This is a genomic window from Paenibacillus profundus (genome assembly GCF_021369635.1).
Lineage (GTDB): Bacteria > Bacillota > Bacilli > Paenibacillales > Paenibacillaceae > Paenibacillus_B > Paenibacillus_B profundus.
The window spans coordinates 34,955-52,339 of sequence record NZ_JAJNBZ010000005.1 but is presented as its reverse complement, the minus strand read 5'-3'; the positions used below and the strand labels follow the sequence as shown (position 1 = coordinate 52,339).

18 protein-coding genes are annotated in these 17,385 nt (G+C 48.4%); 6 read left to right on the top strand and 12 right to left on the bottom strand.

All coding sequences use genetic code 11. The annotated features are described in order from the left end of the window. Nucleotides 1-15: 15 nt before the first annotated feature. Nucleotides 16-2,463 (top strand): DNA gyrase subunit A, encoded by a 2,448-nt coding sequence (gene gyrA / locus LQV63_RS08995; RefSeq protein WP_019420470.1) that lies wholly within the window; start codon nucleotides 16-18, stop codon nucleotides 2,461-2,463. Here the strand turns inward: gyrA and LQV63_RS08990 are convergent. Further along, a complete protein-coding gene (locus tag LQV63_RS08990; RefSeq protein WP_019420469.1) occupies nucleotides 2,460-2,627 on the bottom strand; it encodes a hypothetical protein in 168 nt (55 codons plus the stop codon). The genes gyrA and LQV63_RS08990 overlap by 4 nt on opposite strands. Nucleotides 2,628-2,938: 311 nt before the next feature. Here LQV63_RS08990 and LQV63_RS08985 point away from each other — a divergent pair, with 311 nt between their 5' ends. Beyond that, nucleotides 2,939-3,409, top strand: a complete 471-nt coding sequence (locus tag LQV63_RS08985) for a MarR family winged helix-turn-helix transcriptional regulator (protein ID WP_019420468.1) — start codon at nucleotides 2,939-2,941, stop codon at nucleotides 3,407-3,409. A gap of 22 nt (nucleotides 3,410-3,431) precedes the next feature. Here the strand turns inward: LQV63_RS08985 and LQV63_RS08980 are convergent, their stop codons facing one another. The 4 genes from LQV63_RS08980 to LQV63_RS08965 all read right to left on the bottom strand — a co-directional run bounded on the left by LQV63_RS08980 (nucleotide 3,432) and on the right by LQV63_RS08965 (nucleotide 7,610). Continuing rightward, on the bottom strand, nucleotides 3,432-4,808 hold the full coding sequence (locus LQV63_RS08980) for a CapA family protein (RefSeq protein WP_233696448.1): 1,377 nt from the start codon (nucleotides 4,806-4,808) through the stop codon (nucleotides 3,432-3,434). 36 nt (nucleotides 4,809-4,844) lie between these two features. Then, nucleotides 4,845-5,552, bottom strand: a complete 708-nt coding sequence (locus tag LQV63_RS08975) for an RluA family pseudouridine synthase (RefSeq protein WP_233696447.1) — start codon at nucleotides 5,550-5,552, stop codon at nucleotides 4,845-4,847. A 6-nt stretch (nucleotides 5,553-5,558) separates the two neighbouring features. Then, the gene (locus LQV63_RS08970; RefSeq protein ID WP_019420465.1) at nucleotides 5,559-6,422 is read right to left on the bottom strand and encodes a class I SAM-dependent methyltransferase; all 864 of its coding nucleotides are present in this window, start codon (nucleotides 6,420-6,422) and stop codon (nucleotides 5,559-5,561) included. A gap of 480 nt (nucleotides 6,423-6,902) precedes the next feature. Next, nucleotides 6,903-7,610 (bottom strand): response regulator transcription factor, encoded by a 708-nt coding sequence (locus LQV63_RS08965; RefSeq protein ID WP_019420464.1) that lies wholly within the window; start codon nucleotides 7,608-7,610, stop codon nucleotides 6,903-6,905. A gap of 149 nt (nucleotides 7,611-7,759) precedes the next feature. On the opposite strand from LQV63_RS08965, the gene LQV63_RS08960 reads away from it, so the two are divergent. Continuing rightward, the gene (locus LQV63_RS08960) at nucleotides 7,760-9,862 is read left to right on the top strand and encodes a sensor histidine kinase (protein WP_233696446.1); all 2,103 of its coding nucleotides are present in this window, start codon (nucleotides 7,760-7,762) and stop codon (nucleotides 9,860-9,862) included. On the opposite strand, the gene LQV63_RS08955 is transcribed toward LQV63_RS08960, so the two are convergent. From LQV63_RS08955 to LQV63_RS08940, 4 genes are all read right to left on the bottom strand, one after another. Continuing rightward, the gene (locus tag LQV63_RS08955) at nucleotides 9,859-10,185 is read right to left on the bottom strand and encodes a helix-turn-helix domain-containing protein (protein WP_019420462.1); all 327 of its coding nucleotides are present in this window, start codon (nucleotides 10,183-10,185) and stop codon (nucleotides 9,859-9,861) included. The two genes, LQV63_RS08960 and LQV63_RS08955, sit on opposite strands and share 4 nt — an antisense overlap. A 208-nt stretch (nucleotides 10,186-10,393) precedes the next feature. Beyond that, the gene (locus tag LQV63_RS08950) at nucleotides 10,394-10,627 is read right to left on the bottom strand and encodes a hypothetical protein (protein WP_019420461.1); all 234 of its coding nucleotides are present in this window, start codon (nucleotides 10,625-10,627) and stop codon (nucleotides 10,394-10,396) included. Nucleotides 10,628-10,899: 272 nt separating this feature from the next. Beyond that, nucleotides 10,900-11,190, bottom strand: coding sequence for a YxcD family protein (locus LQV63_RS08945; RefSeq protein ID WP_019420460.1), 291 nt, complete (start codon nucleotides 11,188-11,190; stop codon nucleotides 10,900-10,902). Then, entirely contained in the window at nucleotides 11,190-11,627 is a 438-nt protein-coding gene (locus tag LQV63_RS08940) for a membrane protein (RefSeq protein ID WP_019420459.1), read from the bottom strand. Before LQV63_RS08940 ends, LQV63_RS08945 begins: the two co-directional genes overlap by 1 nt. A gap of 257 nt (nucleotides 11,628-11,884) precedes the next feature. Between LQV63_RS08940 and LQV63_RS08935 the strand changes: the two genes are divergently transcribed. Then, nucleotides 11,885-12,448 carry a DUF309 domain-containing protein gene (locus LQV63_RS08935; protein ID WP_233696445.1) on the top strand — a complete coding sequence of 188 codons (564 nt, stop codon included), beginning with the start codon at nucleotides 11,885-11,887 and terminating at the stop codon, nucleotides 12,446-12,448. A 50-nt stretch (nucleotides 12,449-12,498) separates the two neighbouring features. Here the strand turns inward: LQV63_RS08935 and LQV63_RS08930 are convergent, their stop codons facing one another. Continuing rightward, entirely contained in the window at nucleotides 12,499-13,041 is a 543-nt protein-coding gene (locus LQV63_RS08930; RefSeq protein WP_019420457.1) for a PadR family transcriptional regulator, read from the bottom strand. Between the two features lie 311 nt (nucleotides 13,042-13,352). Between LQV63_RS08930 and LQV63_RS08925 the strand changes: the two genes are divergently transcribed. Beyond that, complete coding sequence (locus LQV63_RS08925) at nucleotides 13,353-14,351, top strand: CobW family GTP-binding protein (RefSeq protein ID WP_233696444.1); 999 nt, start codon at nucleotides 13,353-13,355, stop codon at nucleotides 14,349-14,351. Nucleotides 14,352-14,421: 70 nt separating this feature from the next. Here the strand turns inward: LQV63_RS08925 and LQV63_RS08920 are convergent, their stop codons facing one another. Continuing rightward, nucleotides 14,422-15,042, bottom strand: a complete 621-nt coding sequence (locus tag LQV63_RS08920) for a beta-class carbonic anhydrase (protein WP_019420455.1) — start codon at nucleotides 15,040-15,042, stop codon at nucleotides 14,422-14,424. A gap of 20 nt (nucleotides 15,043-15,062) precedes the next feature. Then, nucleotides 15,063-15,419, bottom strand: coding sequence for an iron-sulfur cluster biosynthesis family protein (locus LQV63_RS08915; RefSeq protein WP_233696443.1), 357 nt, complete (start codon nucleotides 15,417-15,419; stop codon nucleotides 15,063-15,065). A 108-nt stretch (nucleotides 15,420-15,527) separates the two neighbouring features. Here LQV63_RS08915 and LQV63_RS08910 point away from each other — a divergent pair, with 108 nt between their 5' ends. Beyond that, nucleotides 15,528-17,042, top strand: coding sequence for a carboxypeptidase M32 (locus LQV63_RS08910; RefSeq protein WP_233696442.1), 1,515 nt, complete (start codon nucleotides 15,528-15,530; stop codon nucleotides 17,040-17,042). Nucleotides 17,043-17,385 lie beyond the last annotated feature (343 nt).

The following is a 17,385-nucleotide window of genomic DNA, read 5'->3' as shown; positions in this document are numbered from 1 at the left end:
AAAGGTGAGAGACACATGAGCGTATCGGAACAATTTAAACCAGCGTTCTTGGAAGATGTGGTAGGCGACCGGTTCGGCCGCTATTCCAAATACATCATTCAAGACCGTGCTATTCCCGACGTCAGGGATGGTCTCAAGCCGGTTCAACGCCGCATTCTGTACGCGATGTATGAATCTGGTAATACGCCGGATAAGTCGTACCGCAAATCGGCAAAGACGGTCGGGGATGTCATGGGTAACTATCACCCGCACGGAGACGCCTCGATCTATGACGGCATGGTACGGATGGCCCAGCCATGGAAGATGGGGCATGTACTCATCGACGGACACGGCAACTGGGGCTCGATTGACGATGATCCTGCTGCAGCGATGCGTTATACGGAAGCTCGCTTGTCCTCTATAGCAATGGAGCTTCTACGGGATATTGAGAAGGATACGGTTCTGTTTCGGCCCAACTTCGACAATACGGAAAATGAACCATCCGTATTGCCGGCACGGTTCCCGAACCTGCTAGTTAATGGAGTAAGCGGGATTTCTTCCGGCTTTGCGACGGAGATTCCGCCTCATAATTTGCGTGAAGTCATCCAAGCGTGCATAGCATCGATCGACAATCCGAACTTATCACTTGATGATCTGATGCAGATTATTCAAGGCCCGGACTTTCCTACAGGCGGTATCATCATGGGGGAAGAAGGAATACGCGAAGCGTATCAGACCGGCAAGGGGCGTATCTACATACGTGCGAAGACGGAAATTGAAGATATGCGCGGTGGACGGCAGCAAATTGTCATTACGGAAATCCCTTATCAAATCGTCAAATCCCGACTCGTCACGGCGATGGAAAATATCCGCCTGGAGAAAAAGGTTGACGGTATAGCCGAGGTTCGGGATGAAAGCGGTCGTGAAGGAATGCGCATTGTGGTCGAATTAAAGAAAGATGCAGATGCGACGGGAATATTAAATTACTTGTTCAAGAAGACTGATTTGCAGGTCACATACAATTTCAATATGGTCGCGATCGTTAACAAGGCACCGCAGCAGCTTGGTCTTAAATCAATGCTGAATTCTTATATTGCTCACCAAAAAGAAGTCGTGACGAATCGAACCCGTTATGACTTGAACAAAGCGGAGGATCGTGCGCATGTCCTGGAGGGCTTAGTTAAAGCTCTGGATATACTGGACGAAGTTATCGCGACGATTAAAGCTTCCAAGAATCGTCAGGATGCACAGCATAACCTGATGGAGAAGTTCCAATTTACCGAGCGTCAGGCGGATGCGATTTTGACATTGCAGTTGTATCGGTTAACCAATCTGGAACTGACGTCTCTCAATAAGGAACTGAACGAGATTCAGAAGAAGGTGGCCGAGTTGCGCGCTATTCTGGATAGCGAGAAGAAGCTATTGAGCCTAATCAAGAAAGAGTTGACTGAAATTCGCGACCGCTATGGTATTGAGCGACGCTCTGTCGTCCAAGGCGAAGTGGAAGAGATCAAAGTCAATTTAGAAGTTATCGTGAACGCGGAAGATGTTATCGTGACGCTGTCGAACGAAGGATATATTAAGCGTACGAGTCAGTTGTCGTTCACCCGATCCGGAGGCGAATGGGAGAAATCGGGCGTGAAGGAAGGCGACTTTATCCGCCAGATTTTCGAAGTGAACACGCTGGATCGGCTGTTGATCTTTACGAAGCGGGGGCAATACTTCTCTTTGCCGATTCATCTTATACCGGAATTCAAATGGAAAGATAACGGTACTGCGATTGTCAATGTCATTCCGATCGCCAAGGAAGATCGGATCGTCAGTGTCGTTCCTATCAAATCGTTTGATAGCGAGCAGGCATCGCTATTGTTCGTCACTCGCCGCGGTCAAGTGAAGAGGACGCTTCTCAAAGAGTATGAGACGAAGCGGAGTGGGGCAGTAGCCGCGTGTAAAGTGGCGGATAACGATGAATTGTTGAGCGTCATGACGAGTGACGGTGAGATGGAGCTGCTTCTAGTCAGCAATCAAGGGATGGCCATCCGTTTCCTGGAGCGTGAGGTCAATGCGATGGGACGTGCCGCAGGCGGAGTCCGCGGTATGCAGTTAAAGGATGACGATGAGATCGCTGCCGCTATTCGTGTGAACGGCGATGAAGGCGAAATCACGGTGCTGACTGATTTAGGTTGGAGCAAGCGTTCCCTGCTGCTGGATTACCCGACCCAAGGGCGGGGCGGGAAAGGGATGGCTACGTTTGAATTCAAGGAAGGCAAACGGGTGAAGCCGAACGGAACGAAGCTAGTCGGGGCTTATTTCAGCACAGCAGCATATCCAATTACGCTCGTTGCGGATTCGGGCAAGCTCCATCAGTTAATTACAGAGCATGCCCCTCTTATGGATCGGAAGTCGCAAGGCCGAGCCGTAGTCGCATTGGATAAAAATGAACATGTCGTTGATACGCTCGTTATTGCGCCGATTTCAGTTTAATCGAAAGGCTTGTGCGGCGGATTTAATACATCGTGCAATCGCATAACCATTTCAAGCAGGACCCACATGGGAACGGGCTCATCGAGTCGTTCCATCCATTGTGGGTCTTTTACAATTCCAATTTCGATTGCTCTGCGAACCATTTCCTCTTTGACCTGTTCCATCCGAAGTTCCTCCTTTGCGGGTGATACGGGACAGATGCCCATATATTAATTATATGATCCTGCAAACCATCATGTTCCGATTCGTGGAATGTTCCGGTCGGTTGCTTTATTGTTGACAATATGATCATGATAGATGACCGAACTTTGAAGCTGTGGTATAATTTAGTTGTTTTTGATCGTGTATATGAATCAACTTCTTAACGCGGTCGCCCATCTTCGAAAGACATCGATAGAAGTGTATCTGAAGGATGAGTAAGGTTGAGATTCAGGTAGTACAAGATCGGTATGGAGAAAAGGGGGAGTCGGCAATTATGCACGTAACGGAATTTGCCAAGCTGTGGTTGAAGCTATCGAAGGAGTATAAAAATGTGATGGATGAGGCGCTTGCACCGAGTCTGACCGAAAGCCAGCTAACGGTATTGGAGTGGGTGACGGAATATGGCAAGGTGAAGCCTTCAGATTTGCTCCCGCACTTAGCAACGACTCCTGCAGCGATAACGACCCTCATGGATCGGATGGAGAAGAATGCGCTTATTGTCCGCGAACGTGATCAAGGCGATCGGCGTATTGTATGGATACAGGCAACTCCATTTGGAGAACAAGAAATGCGCCGAGGGATTGCGACTCGGGAATCGTATTGGACCGATATTCTTCATCGCATCTCGACGCATAATCAGCAATTGCTTATTTTGTTGTTAGGCAAGCTTGCCAATGCGCCTCAGCCTCAGCCGCAGGTGAACACGACGCGCGATGCTATTGCAGCAGGCAATAAGCGAGACTAGTCGGCTAGCTGGCTATTAGACGTCATTCTGAAGTCAATAGCACCGGAACCGCGGACATCGACTGCAGATGACGGTTCGTATTGTTCAACATGTTCTGCAGCCGTTTGAACTGATTCGTATTTAAGCGTTTATCCGAACGCGACATGATGGTGTCAGACATGGGCAAGACACGGTATTTGCGCTTAGCTCTCGGGCCATCGATATGAACCCAAGTCGGCTCTGCCGTAATCTCTTTCAATTCTATACGTCCCTCAGGCATATGCTTAACCATTTCCACACCGAAGATTACACCGATATCTTTCCCGTCGCCCGTTTGGTTAGAAATAAAATTTCCTAATGAATAAATAATGATTGCATCTCTTGTGTGTCCGTCTGCTTCTTGTACGGTTACCCGTTCATAAGGCTGTAGGACGTGTGGGTGCGAGCCTAGAATTATATCTGCCCCAGCTTGGACGAGCGTACGAGCCAGTTGTATTTGCTTTTGATTCGGTTTGTCTTCATATTCGTTGCCGAAGTGAAGCGCTATGGCGACGACGTCTGCACCGGCTTCCTTCGTCTTCTTAATGTCTCTAATCATCCGTTCCTCATCGATGAGCGACACCAGGTAAGGTTTCTTCTTCGGCAGCGGTATCCCGTTCGTACCATAGGTATAAGCCAGTATCCCTAGCTGTATGCCGTTCTTCTCCAGCAGCGTAACTTGTTCGGACTCCCATAGCGAAGCAGATGTTCCTTTCGTTACGAAGCCGCGGTCTTTGAGCACTTCCAAGGTGCGAAGCGCCCCTTGCTCACGCCGGTCGAGCACATGATTGTTCGCGGTTGTTACAATGTTAAAACCAGCATATTTCAAAGCATCCGCCAGCTCTGAGGGCGCGTTGAACATCGGGTACCCGGTATATACTTTCTCTCCGCCCAGCAGTGGCGTTTCTAAGTTGGCCCAACACCAATCCGCACTTTCTAGTATCGGTTTCACCTGACTGAAATAACTATTGAAATCATACTTTCCTGTCTTCGGATTAACGTAGGCGGGAAATTGCGGAGAATGCATCATAATGTCGCCTACGGCCAAAAGCTTGCCCGATAGCGTATAGGGCTCGACGTTGTTCTCAACGGTGGCAACGGAGCTGTCAGCAGCTTCCTGGGACCCGTTAGCGAGAAGCGCGCTCTGGTTAGTACCTCCCTCTTGTTCTCGTGAAGCTGCGGCTTCATCGGAACTCGCTTCTTGTTGAGATGGTGAGGGAAGCTGCGCGTTATCTTGCTCTTGCGTGCTGGCTGCACCATTCGCGGCAACCGGTGACGCCACTTCATACTGCGTGGTGAAGCTGCAAGCCGCAGTCATTAACATAACTATCATTGCCGTAACCATCAGCAGCCATCTGTAGTATTGAAAATCTGTCTTCATTTTTATTTTACCCCTCCGAACTGTTGCAATGGGATGTTACACCATCGTAGCAACATCCCATTGATTCCAAGGAAATTCCCTTGGCGGAATCGATCGGAATTCCATGTATTCCTTTGTCGTCGGATGAGGAAAAGACAGCTGAAAGGACCATAAAGCGATCTGCTGTCCCGGTCGATTCCAGTTGGCCCCGTATTTCTGATCTCCGTATAACGGACAGCCAATGGCTTGCATTTGCACCCGAATCTGATGGGGGCGACCCGTATGCAGACGAACGCGAATGAGTGATAAATCTTGACTGTTGCTTGCCACCTCATAGCTCAATCGTGCTTCTTTGGCCCCAGCAGTGCCTGCCGGCACCGTACGAACGATATTGGTGCGAGTGTCTTTATGCAAATAGTGTGTTAAGTCTCCTTGCAGCTTGCGCGGACAGCCATGCACGACCGCCATGTACAACTTACCCAACTCATGGCGGCGCACGACATCCGACAGTCTGGAAGCAGCCTTAGACGTCTTGGCAAAGACCATCGCCCCTCCGACAGGTCGGTCGAGGCGATGTACAAGTCCGAGAAAGACATTTCCCGGTTTTTCGTATCGGATCTTCAAGTCTTGCTTCAATAGAGTCAGCATATCCACGTCATTGCTGTCATCAGCTTGAGACAATATATTCACGGGCTTCTCCACGACGAGAACGTGATTATCCTCGAACAGAATGGGGATATGTCCTTGAGGCATAGGTGTGGACATATGATGTTATGCCTCCCAGCGTCCTAATATTCCGCAAGGCAGAACCAGACCGGACTGTGTGATAGGAAGTCCAATCTCTCCACAAGTCAATTGACCGCCATAGCGCTTCTTCATCGTCATGCTGAGCAGATTGTTCAGCACGGATGGAGACAGACCGGTGGTATAGGAGTTAATGAGCATGAACAACGGATTATCCGACATAATCGTCGTACAGAACTCAAGGAACGGGTATAGGCTTTGTTCCAATTTCCACGTTTCGCCGCTCGGTCCGCGTCCGTACGACGGCGGGTCCATAATGATGGCATCATATTTATTGCCGCGGCGTTGTTCGCGCTGAACGAATTTGAACACATCATCTGTAATAAAGCGAACGGGCTTGGAGGAGAGACCTGACAGTTGCACGTTCTCTTTTGCCCATTGCACCATGCCTTTCGATGCATCCACATGGCATACTTCCGCACCGGCATAAGCGCAGGCAACGGTAGCGCCCCCCGTATATGCAAAAAGATTCAATACTTTAATTGGACGATTAGCCTGCTTAATCTTGTCCATCATCCAAGCCCAATTGACCGCTTGCTCCGGAAACAACCCCGTATGTTTGAAACTCGTCGGACGAATATAGAACTTCAAATCACGGTATTGGATCGTCCAGCGCTCCGGGATAGGCTTCTTCATATCCCAATTGCCGCCGCCAGAGGAGCTTCGATGATAGTGTCCGTGCACATTGCGCCACAGGTTGCTTTCTTGTTCCAGAGGCCAAATAATTTGCGGGTCGGGACGACGCAGCACGACATCTCCCCATCGTTCCAGCTTTTCACCGCCCCCGGTGTCAATTACTTCATAATCTTTCCAGTCGTTAGCCATGTACATTGTGTGTGTGACTTCCTTTCTTCATATGCGTGTCCCCTAAAGACCACTTTTCAGCACCGAGAAGCACAAGTTTACGCAAGAAAACTTCATCGGAAGCATTCTTCGAAGAAGAGCGGGTGTAGGCGAGACTACATGAGCACCTGAAATGTTTCCAACGGAAACATTCTTCGGAAGCATAAGCTCTTCGAGAGTGAATGCAAGATTCGATGTCGAATCACATCTTGAGATGCTTCGTGATCAAAAGTGGCTTTCAAACTCACTAAGCGCTATTGTACTATAAATGCGCCTATGCTTACCAGAAAGTAATACGATTTCTCGTGCTGGCGATGATGCGGTGTCACACGCAGCTTCTCAAGACAAGCGGACTTCCTGTTCGCCATCATGAAAAGAAGACCGTCAACCTGTGCAGGATGGCGGTCTCTGGCGCATGGATGGATATACTAATAGTGCGTGTTCAAAAGAGGACTTTTTGAGCAACCTCTAATAGGAATCGGCCTGAAATTTGTAACCTACACCTCTCACCGTAACGATATACCGGGGTTGTGTTGGATCTGGTTCGATTTTTTTGCGTAGATTGCTTATATGTACCATAAGGGTTCGTGTATCCCCAAAGCTTTCCGTGTTCCAAATGTGCTGATACAATTGCTCCAGCCTAAACACCTTGTTCGGAGATTGAGCTAAGTAGGCGAGTAAATCGAACTCTTTGGCGGAAAGCGCCACAGACTTTCCTTCTATTATTACATTGTGGCTGTGCAGATCGATCTCCAGCGCTCCAAAAGCAAGCTTATGCTGCGGCGGTGTCGGATAATTCCGGGACGAGAGCGAGTTTCTGCGCAAATGTGCTTTGACGCGTGCGACGAGCTGACTCGGACTGAAAGGTTTCGTTATGTAGTCATCCCCTCCGACTGTAAGCCCCATAATGATATCAACGTCATCGCTCTTGCAGCTGACAAACAGAATCGGCACGTTCGAAGTCTTGCGTATCTCCTTGCACACTTCAATTCCGTCAAGCGACTTCAGCAAAATGTCAAGGATGATCAAGTCCGGAGTCACTTCCTTCACCATTTGCAGTGCGGTATAACCGTTATCTGCAATGAAAACGTGATAACCTTCGCGTCGCAAATACAACGATATGAGCTCTGTTATTTCTAATTCATCATCTACGATTAATATCTTAAAATCGTTCATTGCAGGCCGTCACCTCCGTCACTCCTTCCATTATAGCGAACGTTGTCAGAAGATGACAATCTATTCCTTTTTTTTCGGCAATATTTGCTCGATATATCGTCAAACAGTCCCCTGTGTTATAAAATGGTAGGGTTAGAGGGGGAAACGAAATGCGCCGAATCACTTTTCATATTATGATGGCGATGACATTAATAACGATTCTAGTCCTACAGGTGGTCGGCTCGCTAGTTGATGGCAATGCTGCTCCGCAGGTGAGAAATGGAGTGATGGATGTAAGGGGATGGGACTTTAGGAGCCAAGGCCTTGTTCCTCTGAACGGACAGTGGGAGTTCAACTGGCATGAATTGCTGTCTCCAGCCGCCGCTACCGCCCCCCGCAAGGTGACGTATTACGCTCCTGTTCCAGCATCGTGGAATCAGTTCCAGCTTCAGGAAGGGAAGCGCTCGGGAGCAGGTTATGCTACATACCGTCTCCACATTATGAAAGACGACATTGATTCTCTATATGGCGTATGGCTGCCCAGCATATACAGCTCCTATCAATTGTGGGTGAACGGCAGGCTCGTATTAAATGAAGGCACCGTATCCGAAGACGAGAATACGTATGAGCCTTCGACGAGACGGCGGATGGCTATGTTTCACATGCCGGGGGAGCAGGCGGAGATCGTCATTCAGGTTGCAAATTACTCGCATCAACGCGGGGGAATATGGCAATCCCCGTATTTTGGCCTCGCTGAACAAACTATCCGCAAAAGCAAAATGGAAACGGTTCGTGACAGCATCCTCTTCGGGTGCTTGCTAATGGTCGGCTTATATCATATCGGGCTGTTTATCGAACGGCGCAAAGACAGGTATACAATCCTGTTCGGCGTGTTATGTATTGCGATGGCATTCCGTATTGTGACTTCGGGGGATATGCTGCTGCTCTCTTGGCTGCCGATGCTGTCGTGGAGCATCAACACTCGGATAGAATACATTTTGATGTTGATTGCCGCCATGACAGGAGTCGGTTATATTCGCTACTTGTTCACCGAGGACGCGGACGCCTGCTTGCGCACATATCGGTTCCTCATCGGCGGGGGCAGTCTCCTTATCGGAATGACTGTGTCGCTGCCTACGAGCGTCTTTACGTCCTTCTTAAGCGGCTATCAGCTTTATATCGTCGCTGTTGTGCTTTATATTTTTGCGATGAATTTCAGAGCCATCCACCATCATAGATTAGGAGCATATATTGCGCTCATCGGGTTCGCCGTGCTGAGCGTGCTGGTCCTTAACGATATCCTCTATAGCCATGAGCTTGCTCCTATTCGGGACTTGGCGCCGATTGGGCTTGTCGTGTGCATCTTCTTGCAATCGCTCGTCATTTCGCTGCGGTATTCGCAAGTATTGACGGATCTGGAATCCGTCTCGACGGAATTAATCGAGCTGAACGCCAGCTTGGAACAGAGGATTCAAAAGCGCACAGCGGAATTAGTGCATATGAACGCACATTTAGAAAAGAATAATAAAGAGCTGGAACGTATGGAAATATCCCGACGGCATTTATTCACCAACATATCGCACGATTTACGTACTCCGATTACGTTGATTAGAGGGTATTTAGAAGTGCTGCAGGATGAAATCGTGTATGACAAGGCAGAGCAAAAGAAATATATCCGTTTGATGCTCAACAAGATTAACAGTCTGAATCATCTCATCGGTGACATGTTCGAACTATCCAAGCTGGAAGCGGGGCAAGTCCAATTCTCGAAGCAAGAGGTTCTTTTGGAGCATTTCATCACTCATTTGGAAGATAACTACAAGCTGGAGCTTTCCGGAAAGGGGTTGATCTTCGCTTGTTATAACGAGACGTATCGGGATGTTCCTCCAGCCAGCATCGTTCTGAGAGTTGATTTGGACAGAATGACGCAAGTATTCGATAATCTCATCTACAATGCGGTTAAGTTCACGCCGGCAGGCGGGTCGATTACGATTCGCATACATTACACGGCAGAGAAAGAAACCATACATATAGAGGTGACAGATACGGGAATCGGTGTGAGGGAAGAGGACTTGCCTTTTATTTTTGATAGATTTTATAAGAAAGATAAATCACGAAATTCGTCAACTGGAGGAAGCGGAATCGGTCTGGCCATTGCCAAAGAAGTAATCGAGCTTCATTCTGGTCAGATTGGAGTAGAAAGCGGTCAAGGGGCAGGGACGACGTTCCATATCGTGCTTCCTGCGTATCGCATATCTAGCCCACAACGTTAAGGTTGGGCGGGATGATCGGCTTGTTGAATGGACTGGCGCAATATATAAAGCGTATGTTGTCTTGAAGAATGATCCAACGAATGCCAGAGCTGCAGTAATTGTTTTGTTTCACGAGCATAGTCGGTGCGGTCCTCATTGAGAATATAGTCGATCGGAACGTCAAATAACAGAGCGAGCTTATTCAAATTGCTATATACAGGCTGTCGATTGTTGATCTCATAATGACTATAGGCCGAACGAGTCACTCCGATATGACGAGCGACTTCTTCCTGCGACATATTGCGGGCAAGACGCAAGCCGCGTAAGCGCTCTCCAATGGTCATGGTAAAGCTCCTTTATCCATTCTAAAATCGTATAAAACGATTCTATAGCACTATTTGTACTTTATGATACAATTTGTATCGTGTCAAGTGTATTTTTCCAGATGGTTGCATGAGCCGGATGAAAAAGAACGGCGCATATCCTTTACGGGATATGCGCCGAATTCCAATGCCTATTCATCATTTGGTTAGGTGAGAAGTGAGAAGTAAATCAGTACAGGGATAGCGCGAGCGTGTCCATTTCCCGTCTCGTATGTAGGATGGCTTCCGATCCTACGATTTCAATGCTGATTAACGTTTCCAAGCAGGTTTTAATGGCCCGCTTGCCTGTGCGGACTTTGCGATTTAAGGCATCCATAAGCAAAGAAAATGTATTTTTATGCGATATATTAGTGCAAAACACGGGTACTTGTCGTTCTTGAAATTCAATGTAAACTGTTTTCATATAGCAACAAACCTCCTACTATTAGTGCGTGAACACCGTAATTAATCTTATTCCATTATACCTATCATACTTAAGCAACATTAAATAAACCTTAAAAACAAAAGACAATGTTGTTACAAAATACAAAAAAATGTTCACCAAATCATGAATAAGCAGGAATGAATTTTTGTCACTTTTTCAAGTAAGAAAAACAAAAGGCAATAGTTGCTTGGACCATCACGGAACATCATTGTGTGGATCCAAGCACTATCGCCTCCATGTACTTATGTGATTTATTGGCTTGTATCGATATCTGCCCAGATTTCGTCGTCGACATCCAATGTGATCTGGTGACGAAACACCCGCTGGCCGTATTCTTTATATACATATTGCTCCACGGCTTCGAGCAGATTCGTTTCTACCAAATACTGTTGCCGACCATGAATCCATACTTCGGCAGTGAAGCCATGCTCCTCATCCCAACACAGTTCGACCTGAACGTCTGTCGGCTGCACTTGTCTGCGCATTGCCATGTGGAGACACACCGCGTTGATGAGTTCATCCATGCTGATGCGCATGTTCATTAATTCCACCGCCCGTGTTCCGGCTTTGGAGGATTGCGGCGTTCCTTAATCTTGCGCACGACTAGGAGGACGAGCGATACGAGAAGGAACAACGCCATCAGGTTCACCATTAATCCCAGCAGTTCGCCGAAGAAGCCAAGGTTGCCGAACATGCTGCCGAATAACAGTCCTGCGAGGCCGCCAATCATCAGGCCTTTCATCAAGCTTCCTCCGCTGAAGAAACCGCGTTTCTGTGTTGTGGCGGCTCCTGTCGATTTGGAGTTATTCGAGCTGTCGGAACGATTAACTTGATTCTTATTCTCTGTTTTTTTCGGAGCAGGATTGTAATTCTTAACTCCGGAACGGAAAGACCCTCCGCGCTTGGCATCTACCATAGACGGTGTAGTTACCGCAAAAATAAGAAAGAATGCCATAACAACCATAATCCACTTACGCATGAATTGCCTCCTCATAGAAGAATAGATATCATCCGATACCTAATACGAACGGAGTATGGTGAGGTTTCAAAAAAAGTTGATTTGATGAAAAACATTTACAATTTGCAACTCTCGTTATGCTGTTAATACGTGTTCAAAACACGTTAACTATTCGATATATGTTATTATTAAAAAGCAACCTGCATCTGTGTCGAATATATAGTATAAATGGTTGTTGAAAAATGAGTTATTAATATGCTGTCGGAGGATGAGAAGGTATGCATTATCCGAAACCTTATATCGAGTATTTACTGCACTTTCACGGGTCGCGGGATTGGTTCGAATGCCATGAGATTATGGAAGAAATGTGGAAGGCTGAGACGTCGATGGAACGTAAGCAGTGGTGGCTCACGCTAGTCCAGATTGCCGTAGGTCTATATCATGAGCGCAGAGGGAATACAGCAGGCGCGTGTAAAATGCTAAGAAGCGCGATGTCGCACGCCAATCAAGTTCCTTGGCACGACCTTGGGTTGGATGGAGAGCAATTGTTAAGCCAATTAGAGGCCAAGTTGACAGAATTGAATAGATCAGGGACAGCAGGTGAGAGAATATCGGTCCGTCCTGACTATGAGGAATGGAATCTGCCGATTGCTGATCCAGACTTGTGTGAGCAGTGCAAGGAGCAATGTGAACACCGAGGGTGGACATGGTGCTCAACGAACAGTCATGTAATGGACGATGTCGTTCATCGACATATGCTTCGTGATCGACAAGACGTGATAGCCGCACGGGCGGAAGCGCATCGTCTTAAGCAAAGGGAAAGAGGAGCTGAATCATGCTAATCATCCCGCTCTATTGCACGTGGAGCGCCACAGAGCGGGACGGATATTTCTCAAGATAGCTCTTCTTCTTGTTCCAGCATATTGACAACCCAACGGCACCATTCGATTTGCGCTCCGGCCAATGAAATGGCGCGGTGAAGAAGCACGTAATCGCCAAAATGCTTTGAATGCACGTGGCGTTCTTCCTCAGGAATGCGTTGGAGCAATTTTTCATAATAAGCGGTTCTCGTCTCCAATTGCTTCAGACGGGTTAAAAATAAAGGGATCGAAATGTCGCGCTGCGTCATCCAAATGCACTTCGTCTTTAAGCTCAATTCATCGCGCGAACTCTGTTCTGCAGGCGGTTCGCCCAGCCACTCGAGAACAGCTTCGGTACCTTTCTCGGTTAAGGAATATACTTTCTTATCTGGCTTGTCCCGCTGTTCGATGCGGACATATTGAACGAACCCTTCCCGTTCCAGCTTGGCTAACAGGGGATAAATTTGACTGTGCTTAGCCTGCCAGAACGGTTGAATGCGCAGCATTAAATCATATCCAGAGCAAGATTCGCTCGCGAGCAGTCCGAGTAATCCGTAAGATAACGTATTGAGCATAATAACACCTCCACAGAATGACTTGCTGCTAGACGGCATACTTTCCTTATTGCATCTGTTTTGAACAAGTCTCCAATGATAGTATATGTAATGATTTACATAATTGCAATACTCTATTTCACAACTTCTTTTTTTGTATATATATTCTATCACAATTAGCAAGTTCCCTTCCTTTGAACCTTCTTTCTGTACCGCTTTTTGGCTGTGGCCAAGGCCTTTGTTGCGCCCTTAGTATGAAGGTTGTATCATGTGATGGGAACAGAGAAGACCACAATCAATTTTTGCACTAGATGAAATGAGGTAATGCAATCATGTCCGTTCACGAACAGAATAATAATACGACGATTCCCGTTGTCATCTTATCCGGCTTCCTCGGTACCGGTAAGACGACCTTATTGAAGCAATGGCTGCAGTGGAGCATGGAACAAGGGTTGAAGCCTGCGGTCGTCATGAATGAAGCGGGCGAAGTGAACTTGGATGGACAGCTGCTGCCAGCTGACGTTGCGATGAAGGAAATGCTGAATGGTTGTATCTGTTGCTCCATGCGGGGAGATTTCGGCTTGAAGCTGTACGAATTGGTTCAAGAGGAACAACCCGATATCATCTATGTGGAATGCACGGGGATTGCTGAACCGATGGAGCTCGTGGATTCGATAACGGAAATCTCGCTCTACACGAACGTCGTGCTGACGAGCATCGTTACGTTGGCGGATGCGAAGCATTTAGCCGATCTATTCATCCCGGACTCGGGAGCGGAGCGCGGGACGAGCAACCGCAAAATGATGCATTTGTTGAAAGAACAAGTTCGCGCCGCTCAACTGATTCTGCTCAACAAAGCAGATCTCGCAACAGTGGAGCAGCTTGAAGCGGTTAAACTGCGTTTGCGAGAATGGAATGCCGGCGCTCGAATAGAGGTTACAAGTCATGCTAAGGTGGAACCGGAGCTGTGGAGAAGCTGCATGGATGCGAAAGTCTCCCATACCGCTGCTGGCAAGTCGAATTCCTCCGCAGGTGAGCACCACCATCATCATACTCACGATGCCGTAACCGTATGGACCTATACGATGCCGCGCGCTGTCGACAGCGAACGATTTGAACAGTGGCTGATGTCGCTGCCCGCGAATGTGTACCGGGCGAAAGGCATCGTTTCCTTCACGGACACGACAAAGCGATATATGTTTCAGTTTGCTTATCGCGCAACCGAATTTGTGCCGATTACGCCGCAAGGTGATGTGAAGGACGTTATCGTCGTCATCGGTGAACAGATGGACACGGCTGCGCTCGAGCAGTCGCTGCAGGCATGTGAATGAACAACCAATAAAAGCTCCTGTCACAGAACGATGGTTCTGAAGCAGGAGCTTTTCCCGTTACGATAACGGCTTAACGAGTGGCGGAAGGAGAATGCTCTTCGTGCGAAGACTCGGAGTTCTGCTCTTCCAAATAGCGATAACCGTCCGCAATCCATTCCAACGCGCCGGTGTCTGGGTGGATGACCATGCCGTGAACCGGCACATCCGGCGGCAGGAGCGGGTGCTTGCGCAGGATGCGAACGCTGTTCAGCACGCCTTCGTGCACGTTATCGAAGCCGCGCAGCCAATGATGAAGCTTGATGCCGGAGTTCGTCAACGTATCGAGGACGACATCTTCGATTCCGCGCTCCTTCGCTTTATCGATAATGCCTTGCGAGTTGAGCGCGGTCATTCCGCATTCATAATGGCCGACGATGACTACTTCGGTTGCTTCCAATTCATAAATCGCGACCAGCACGCTTCGCACGACGCTCCCGAACGGCTGCGATATGATAGCGCCTGCGTTTTTGATGATTTTGACATCGCCGTTGCGCAAATTCATCGCCCGCGGCAACAGCTCGACCAGACGCGTATCCATACAGGTGATGATGACCATCTTCTTGTCTGGAAACTTGTCGGTCAAATACTGCTCGTACTGTTTACTATCCACAAATTGACGATTGTAATCCAAAATATTGAACATATTGGACATGTGCGGTTCCTCCAAACCTGTTAGTTTACATGAGCTCTGCGATGATCTTCGCATGCGACGTGCGTGGAATAAATTTGCTGCGTGCTGCTCAGCTTGAACATTCCTGTCGTGCCGCTCACGTCCAGAACGAGCGCCTCATCGAAAAACACCATCTGATGCTTATCCATCACGAGTGTCCAGCTGGTATTCGTGTCCACGGCCAGATCGAATGGGGCAGGCTCATCGATCAGCCACAAGGCCGGCACTCCATTGACAGCGCAGCCGCAACCGTCCGTATCATAAATAAGCTTGATGATTCCTTTCCCAGAGCAGGATGGGACAAGCCGGTTCGCTAGCGCGGAAGCGGCCGCTTCCGTAATTTGAATTATAACGGACATCTGTTCCAGCTCCTTTACGCGATACAACCGTTATTGAAAGTTGATTATATCGTTTACACCACGTATCATCAAGAGGAAAGGGATTACGTAAATAGAGGTGAATCGAACATGAGTACACAAAATCAATCGGTTTTGCAGCAATTTCATAATATCACTGGAAAATTGAAGAGCTATGAAGAAGCGATCGGCCTGATGCAGTGGGACTTGCGCACCGGCGCGCCGCGCAAAGGCGCCGAGCAGCGCGCGCAGACGATTGGCGTCCTGTCAGGCGATATGTTCAAGCTGTCCGTATCGAACGAGATGGGAAGCTGCTTGGATGCGCTTGAGCAGCCGGAGCAATTCGAAGCGTTAAGCGCCGCCGATCGCAAGATGGTGACGGATGCCCGCAAGGAATTTAACCGCAGCCGCCTGATTCCGCCAGAGCTGTATCAGGAGCATGTCGTGCTTACGTCTCATGCGGAGACAGTGTGGGAAGAAGCGAAGGAGAAAGCCGACTTCGAGATGTTCAAGCCGTATTTACGGGATATTGTAGCGAAGACTCAGCAATTCATTGATTACTGGGGCGTTAAAGATACGCGCTATGACACTTTGCTCGATATGTATGAACCTGGGATGACCGTAGCTAAGCTGGATGAGACGTTCGGTCAGCTGCGGGATTCGTTAGTTCCGCTTGTACAATCCGTTCAGGCTTCATCGCAGCCTGAATTCGAGTTCCTGTATCGCGAGTGCCCTATTGAAGGCCAAAAAGTGATTAGTCTTCAATTGTTGAAAGAAATGGGCTACGATTTCGATGCGGGCAGATTGGATGAAAGTGTGCATCCGTTCATGATTGGCTTGAATCCGGGTGATGCGCGGATTACGACCAACTATAAGACGGACGATGTGGCCAGCGCCATCTTCAGTTCGCTGCATGAAGGGGGCCACGCGCTCTACGAGCAAAATATTAGCAAAGAGTTCGCAGGGACGCCGCTCTCGAGCGGTACGTCGATGGGAATTCATGAATCACAGTCACGGTTCTGGGAAAATGTAGTCGGCCGCAGCCGCCCGTTCTGGCAGCACTATTATGGATCATTGCAAAAATTATTCCCGACTCAGCTGCAGAATGTAACCGGGGACATGTTCTACCGCGCAATCAACCGGGTGGAGCCTTCCCTTATTCGAATTGAAGCGGATGAGGTCACCTACAACCTACATATTATTATCCGGTATGAGATCGAGAAGATGCTCTTCAATGACGAGCTGTCGGTTGATGACTTGCCACGGGTATGGCAAGAGAAATATGAGTCCTACCTGGGCGTCAGTCCGCAGAACGCCGGTGAAGGCGTGCTCCAGGACGTGCACTGGGCAGGCGGCGGCTTCGGTTACTTCCCTTCCTACTCGCTCGGCAACATGTATGCCGCACAGATTATGAATACAATGCGCAAGGCAATGCCTTCTTTCGACGACACGATTGCGCAAGGCCAATTGCTCCCGATTAAAGAGTGGTTGTCCGAGCAAATTTATCAGTACGGCAAATTGCTGACCCCGTCGGAAATCATCATGAAGGTGACGGGCGAGGCGCTGAATCCGCAGTACTTGGTCGATTATTTGACAGAGAAGACGAAGGACGTCTACGGTATATAGTATCGCCATATTATCACACAACGCAGCTCTTCGGGGCTGCGTTTTCATTTTTTTAACGGCTTCTTCTAAGACAGAGATATTCGCCAGCAGATGGAAATATAGCGCATACCTTACGAAAATATTGATTCAAAGCGGGGGCTCTGAGCCAAGCAAACACGCGCTCGGTTCTTCCAATGAGGTACTTGAAAAAAACGGCGGCAACCCGAATAATACTTATTATACAGAAGGACGCACCTTCTTGTACAAAACGGCAGTATGTCGAGATTTTGAAAAACGCGTTGAACAAGGTGCCAAGCCTGGTGGCCTGATGAGTCGGAAAGCGCGTCCTATTGAACCGAAGTCG

Coding starts and splice junctions, on each gene's coding strand:
- gyrA (WP_019420470.1), top strand. CDS start 16: ATGAGCGTATCGGAACAATTTAAACCAGCGTTCTTGGAAGATGTGGTA.
- LQV63_RS08990 (WP_019420469.1), bottom strand. CDS start 2,627: ATGGAACAGGTCAAAGAGGAAATGGTTCGCAGAGCAATCGAAATTGGA.
- LQV63_RS08985 (WP_019420468.1), top strand. CDS start 2,939: ATGCACGTAACGGAATTTGCCAAGCTGTGGTTGAAGCTATCGAAGGAG.
- LQV63_RS08980 (WP_233696448.1), bottom strand. CDS start 4,808: ATGAAGACAGATTTTCAATACTACAGATGGCTGCTGATGGTTACGGCA.
- LQV63_RS08975 (WP_233696447.1), bottom strand. CDS start 5,552: ATGTCCACACCTATGCCTCAAGGACATATCCCCATTCTGTTCGAGGAT.
- LQV63_RS08970 (WP_019420465.1), bottom strand. CDS start 6,422: ATGTACATGGCTAACGACTGGAAAGATTATGAAGTAATTGACACCGGG.
- LQV63_RS08965 (WP_019420464.1), bottom strand. CDS start 7,610: ATGAACGATTTTAAGATATTAATCGTAGATGATGAATTAGAAATAACA.
- LQV63_RS08960 (WP_233696446.1), top strand. CDS start 7,760: ATGCGCCGAATCACTTTTCATATTATGATGGCGATGACATTAATAACG.
- LQV63_RS08955 (WP_019420462.1), bottom strand. CDS start 10,185: ATGACCATTGGAGAGCGCTTACGCGGCTTGCGTCTTGCCCGCAATATG.
- LQV63_RS08950 (WP_019420461.1), bottom strand. CDS start 10,627: ATGAAAACAGTTTACATTGAATTTCAAGAACGACAAGTACCCGTGTTT.
- LQV63_RS08945 (WP_019420460.1), bottom strand. CDS start 11,190: ATGAACATGCGCATCAGCATGGATGAACTCATCAACGCGGTGTGTCTC.
- LQV63_RS08940 (WP_019420459.1), bottom strand. CDS start 11,627: ATGCGTAAGTGGATTATGGTTGTTATGGCATTCTTTCTTATTTTTGCG.
- LQV63_RS08935 (WP_233696445.1), top strand. CDS start 11,885: ATGCATTATCCGAAACCTTATATCGAGTATTTACTGCACTTTCACGGG.
- LQV63_RS08930 (WP_019420457.1), bottom strand. CDS start 13,041: ATGCTCAATACGTTATCTTACGGATTACTCGGACTGCTCGCGAGCGAA.
- LQV63_RS08925 (WP_233696444.1), top strand. CDS start 13,353: ATGTCCGTTCACGAACAGAATAATAATACGACGATTCCCGTTGTCATC.
- LQV63_RS08920 (WP_019420455.1), bottom strand. CDS start 15,042: ATGTCCAATATGTTCAATATTTTGGATTACAATCGTCAATTTGTGGAT.
- LQV63_RS08915 (WP_233696443.1), bottom strand. CDS start 15,419: ATGTCCGTTATAATTCAAATTACGGAAGCGGCCGCTTCCGCGCTAGCG.
- LQV63_RS08910 (WP_233696442.1), top strand. CDS start 15,528: ATGAGTACACAAAATCAATCGGTTTTGCAGCAATTTCATAATATCACT.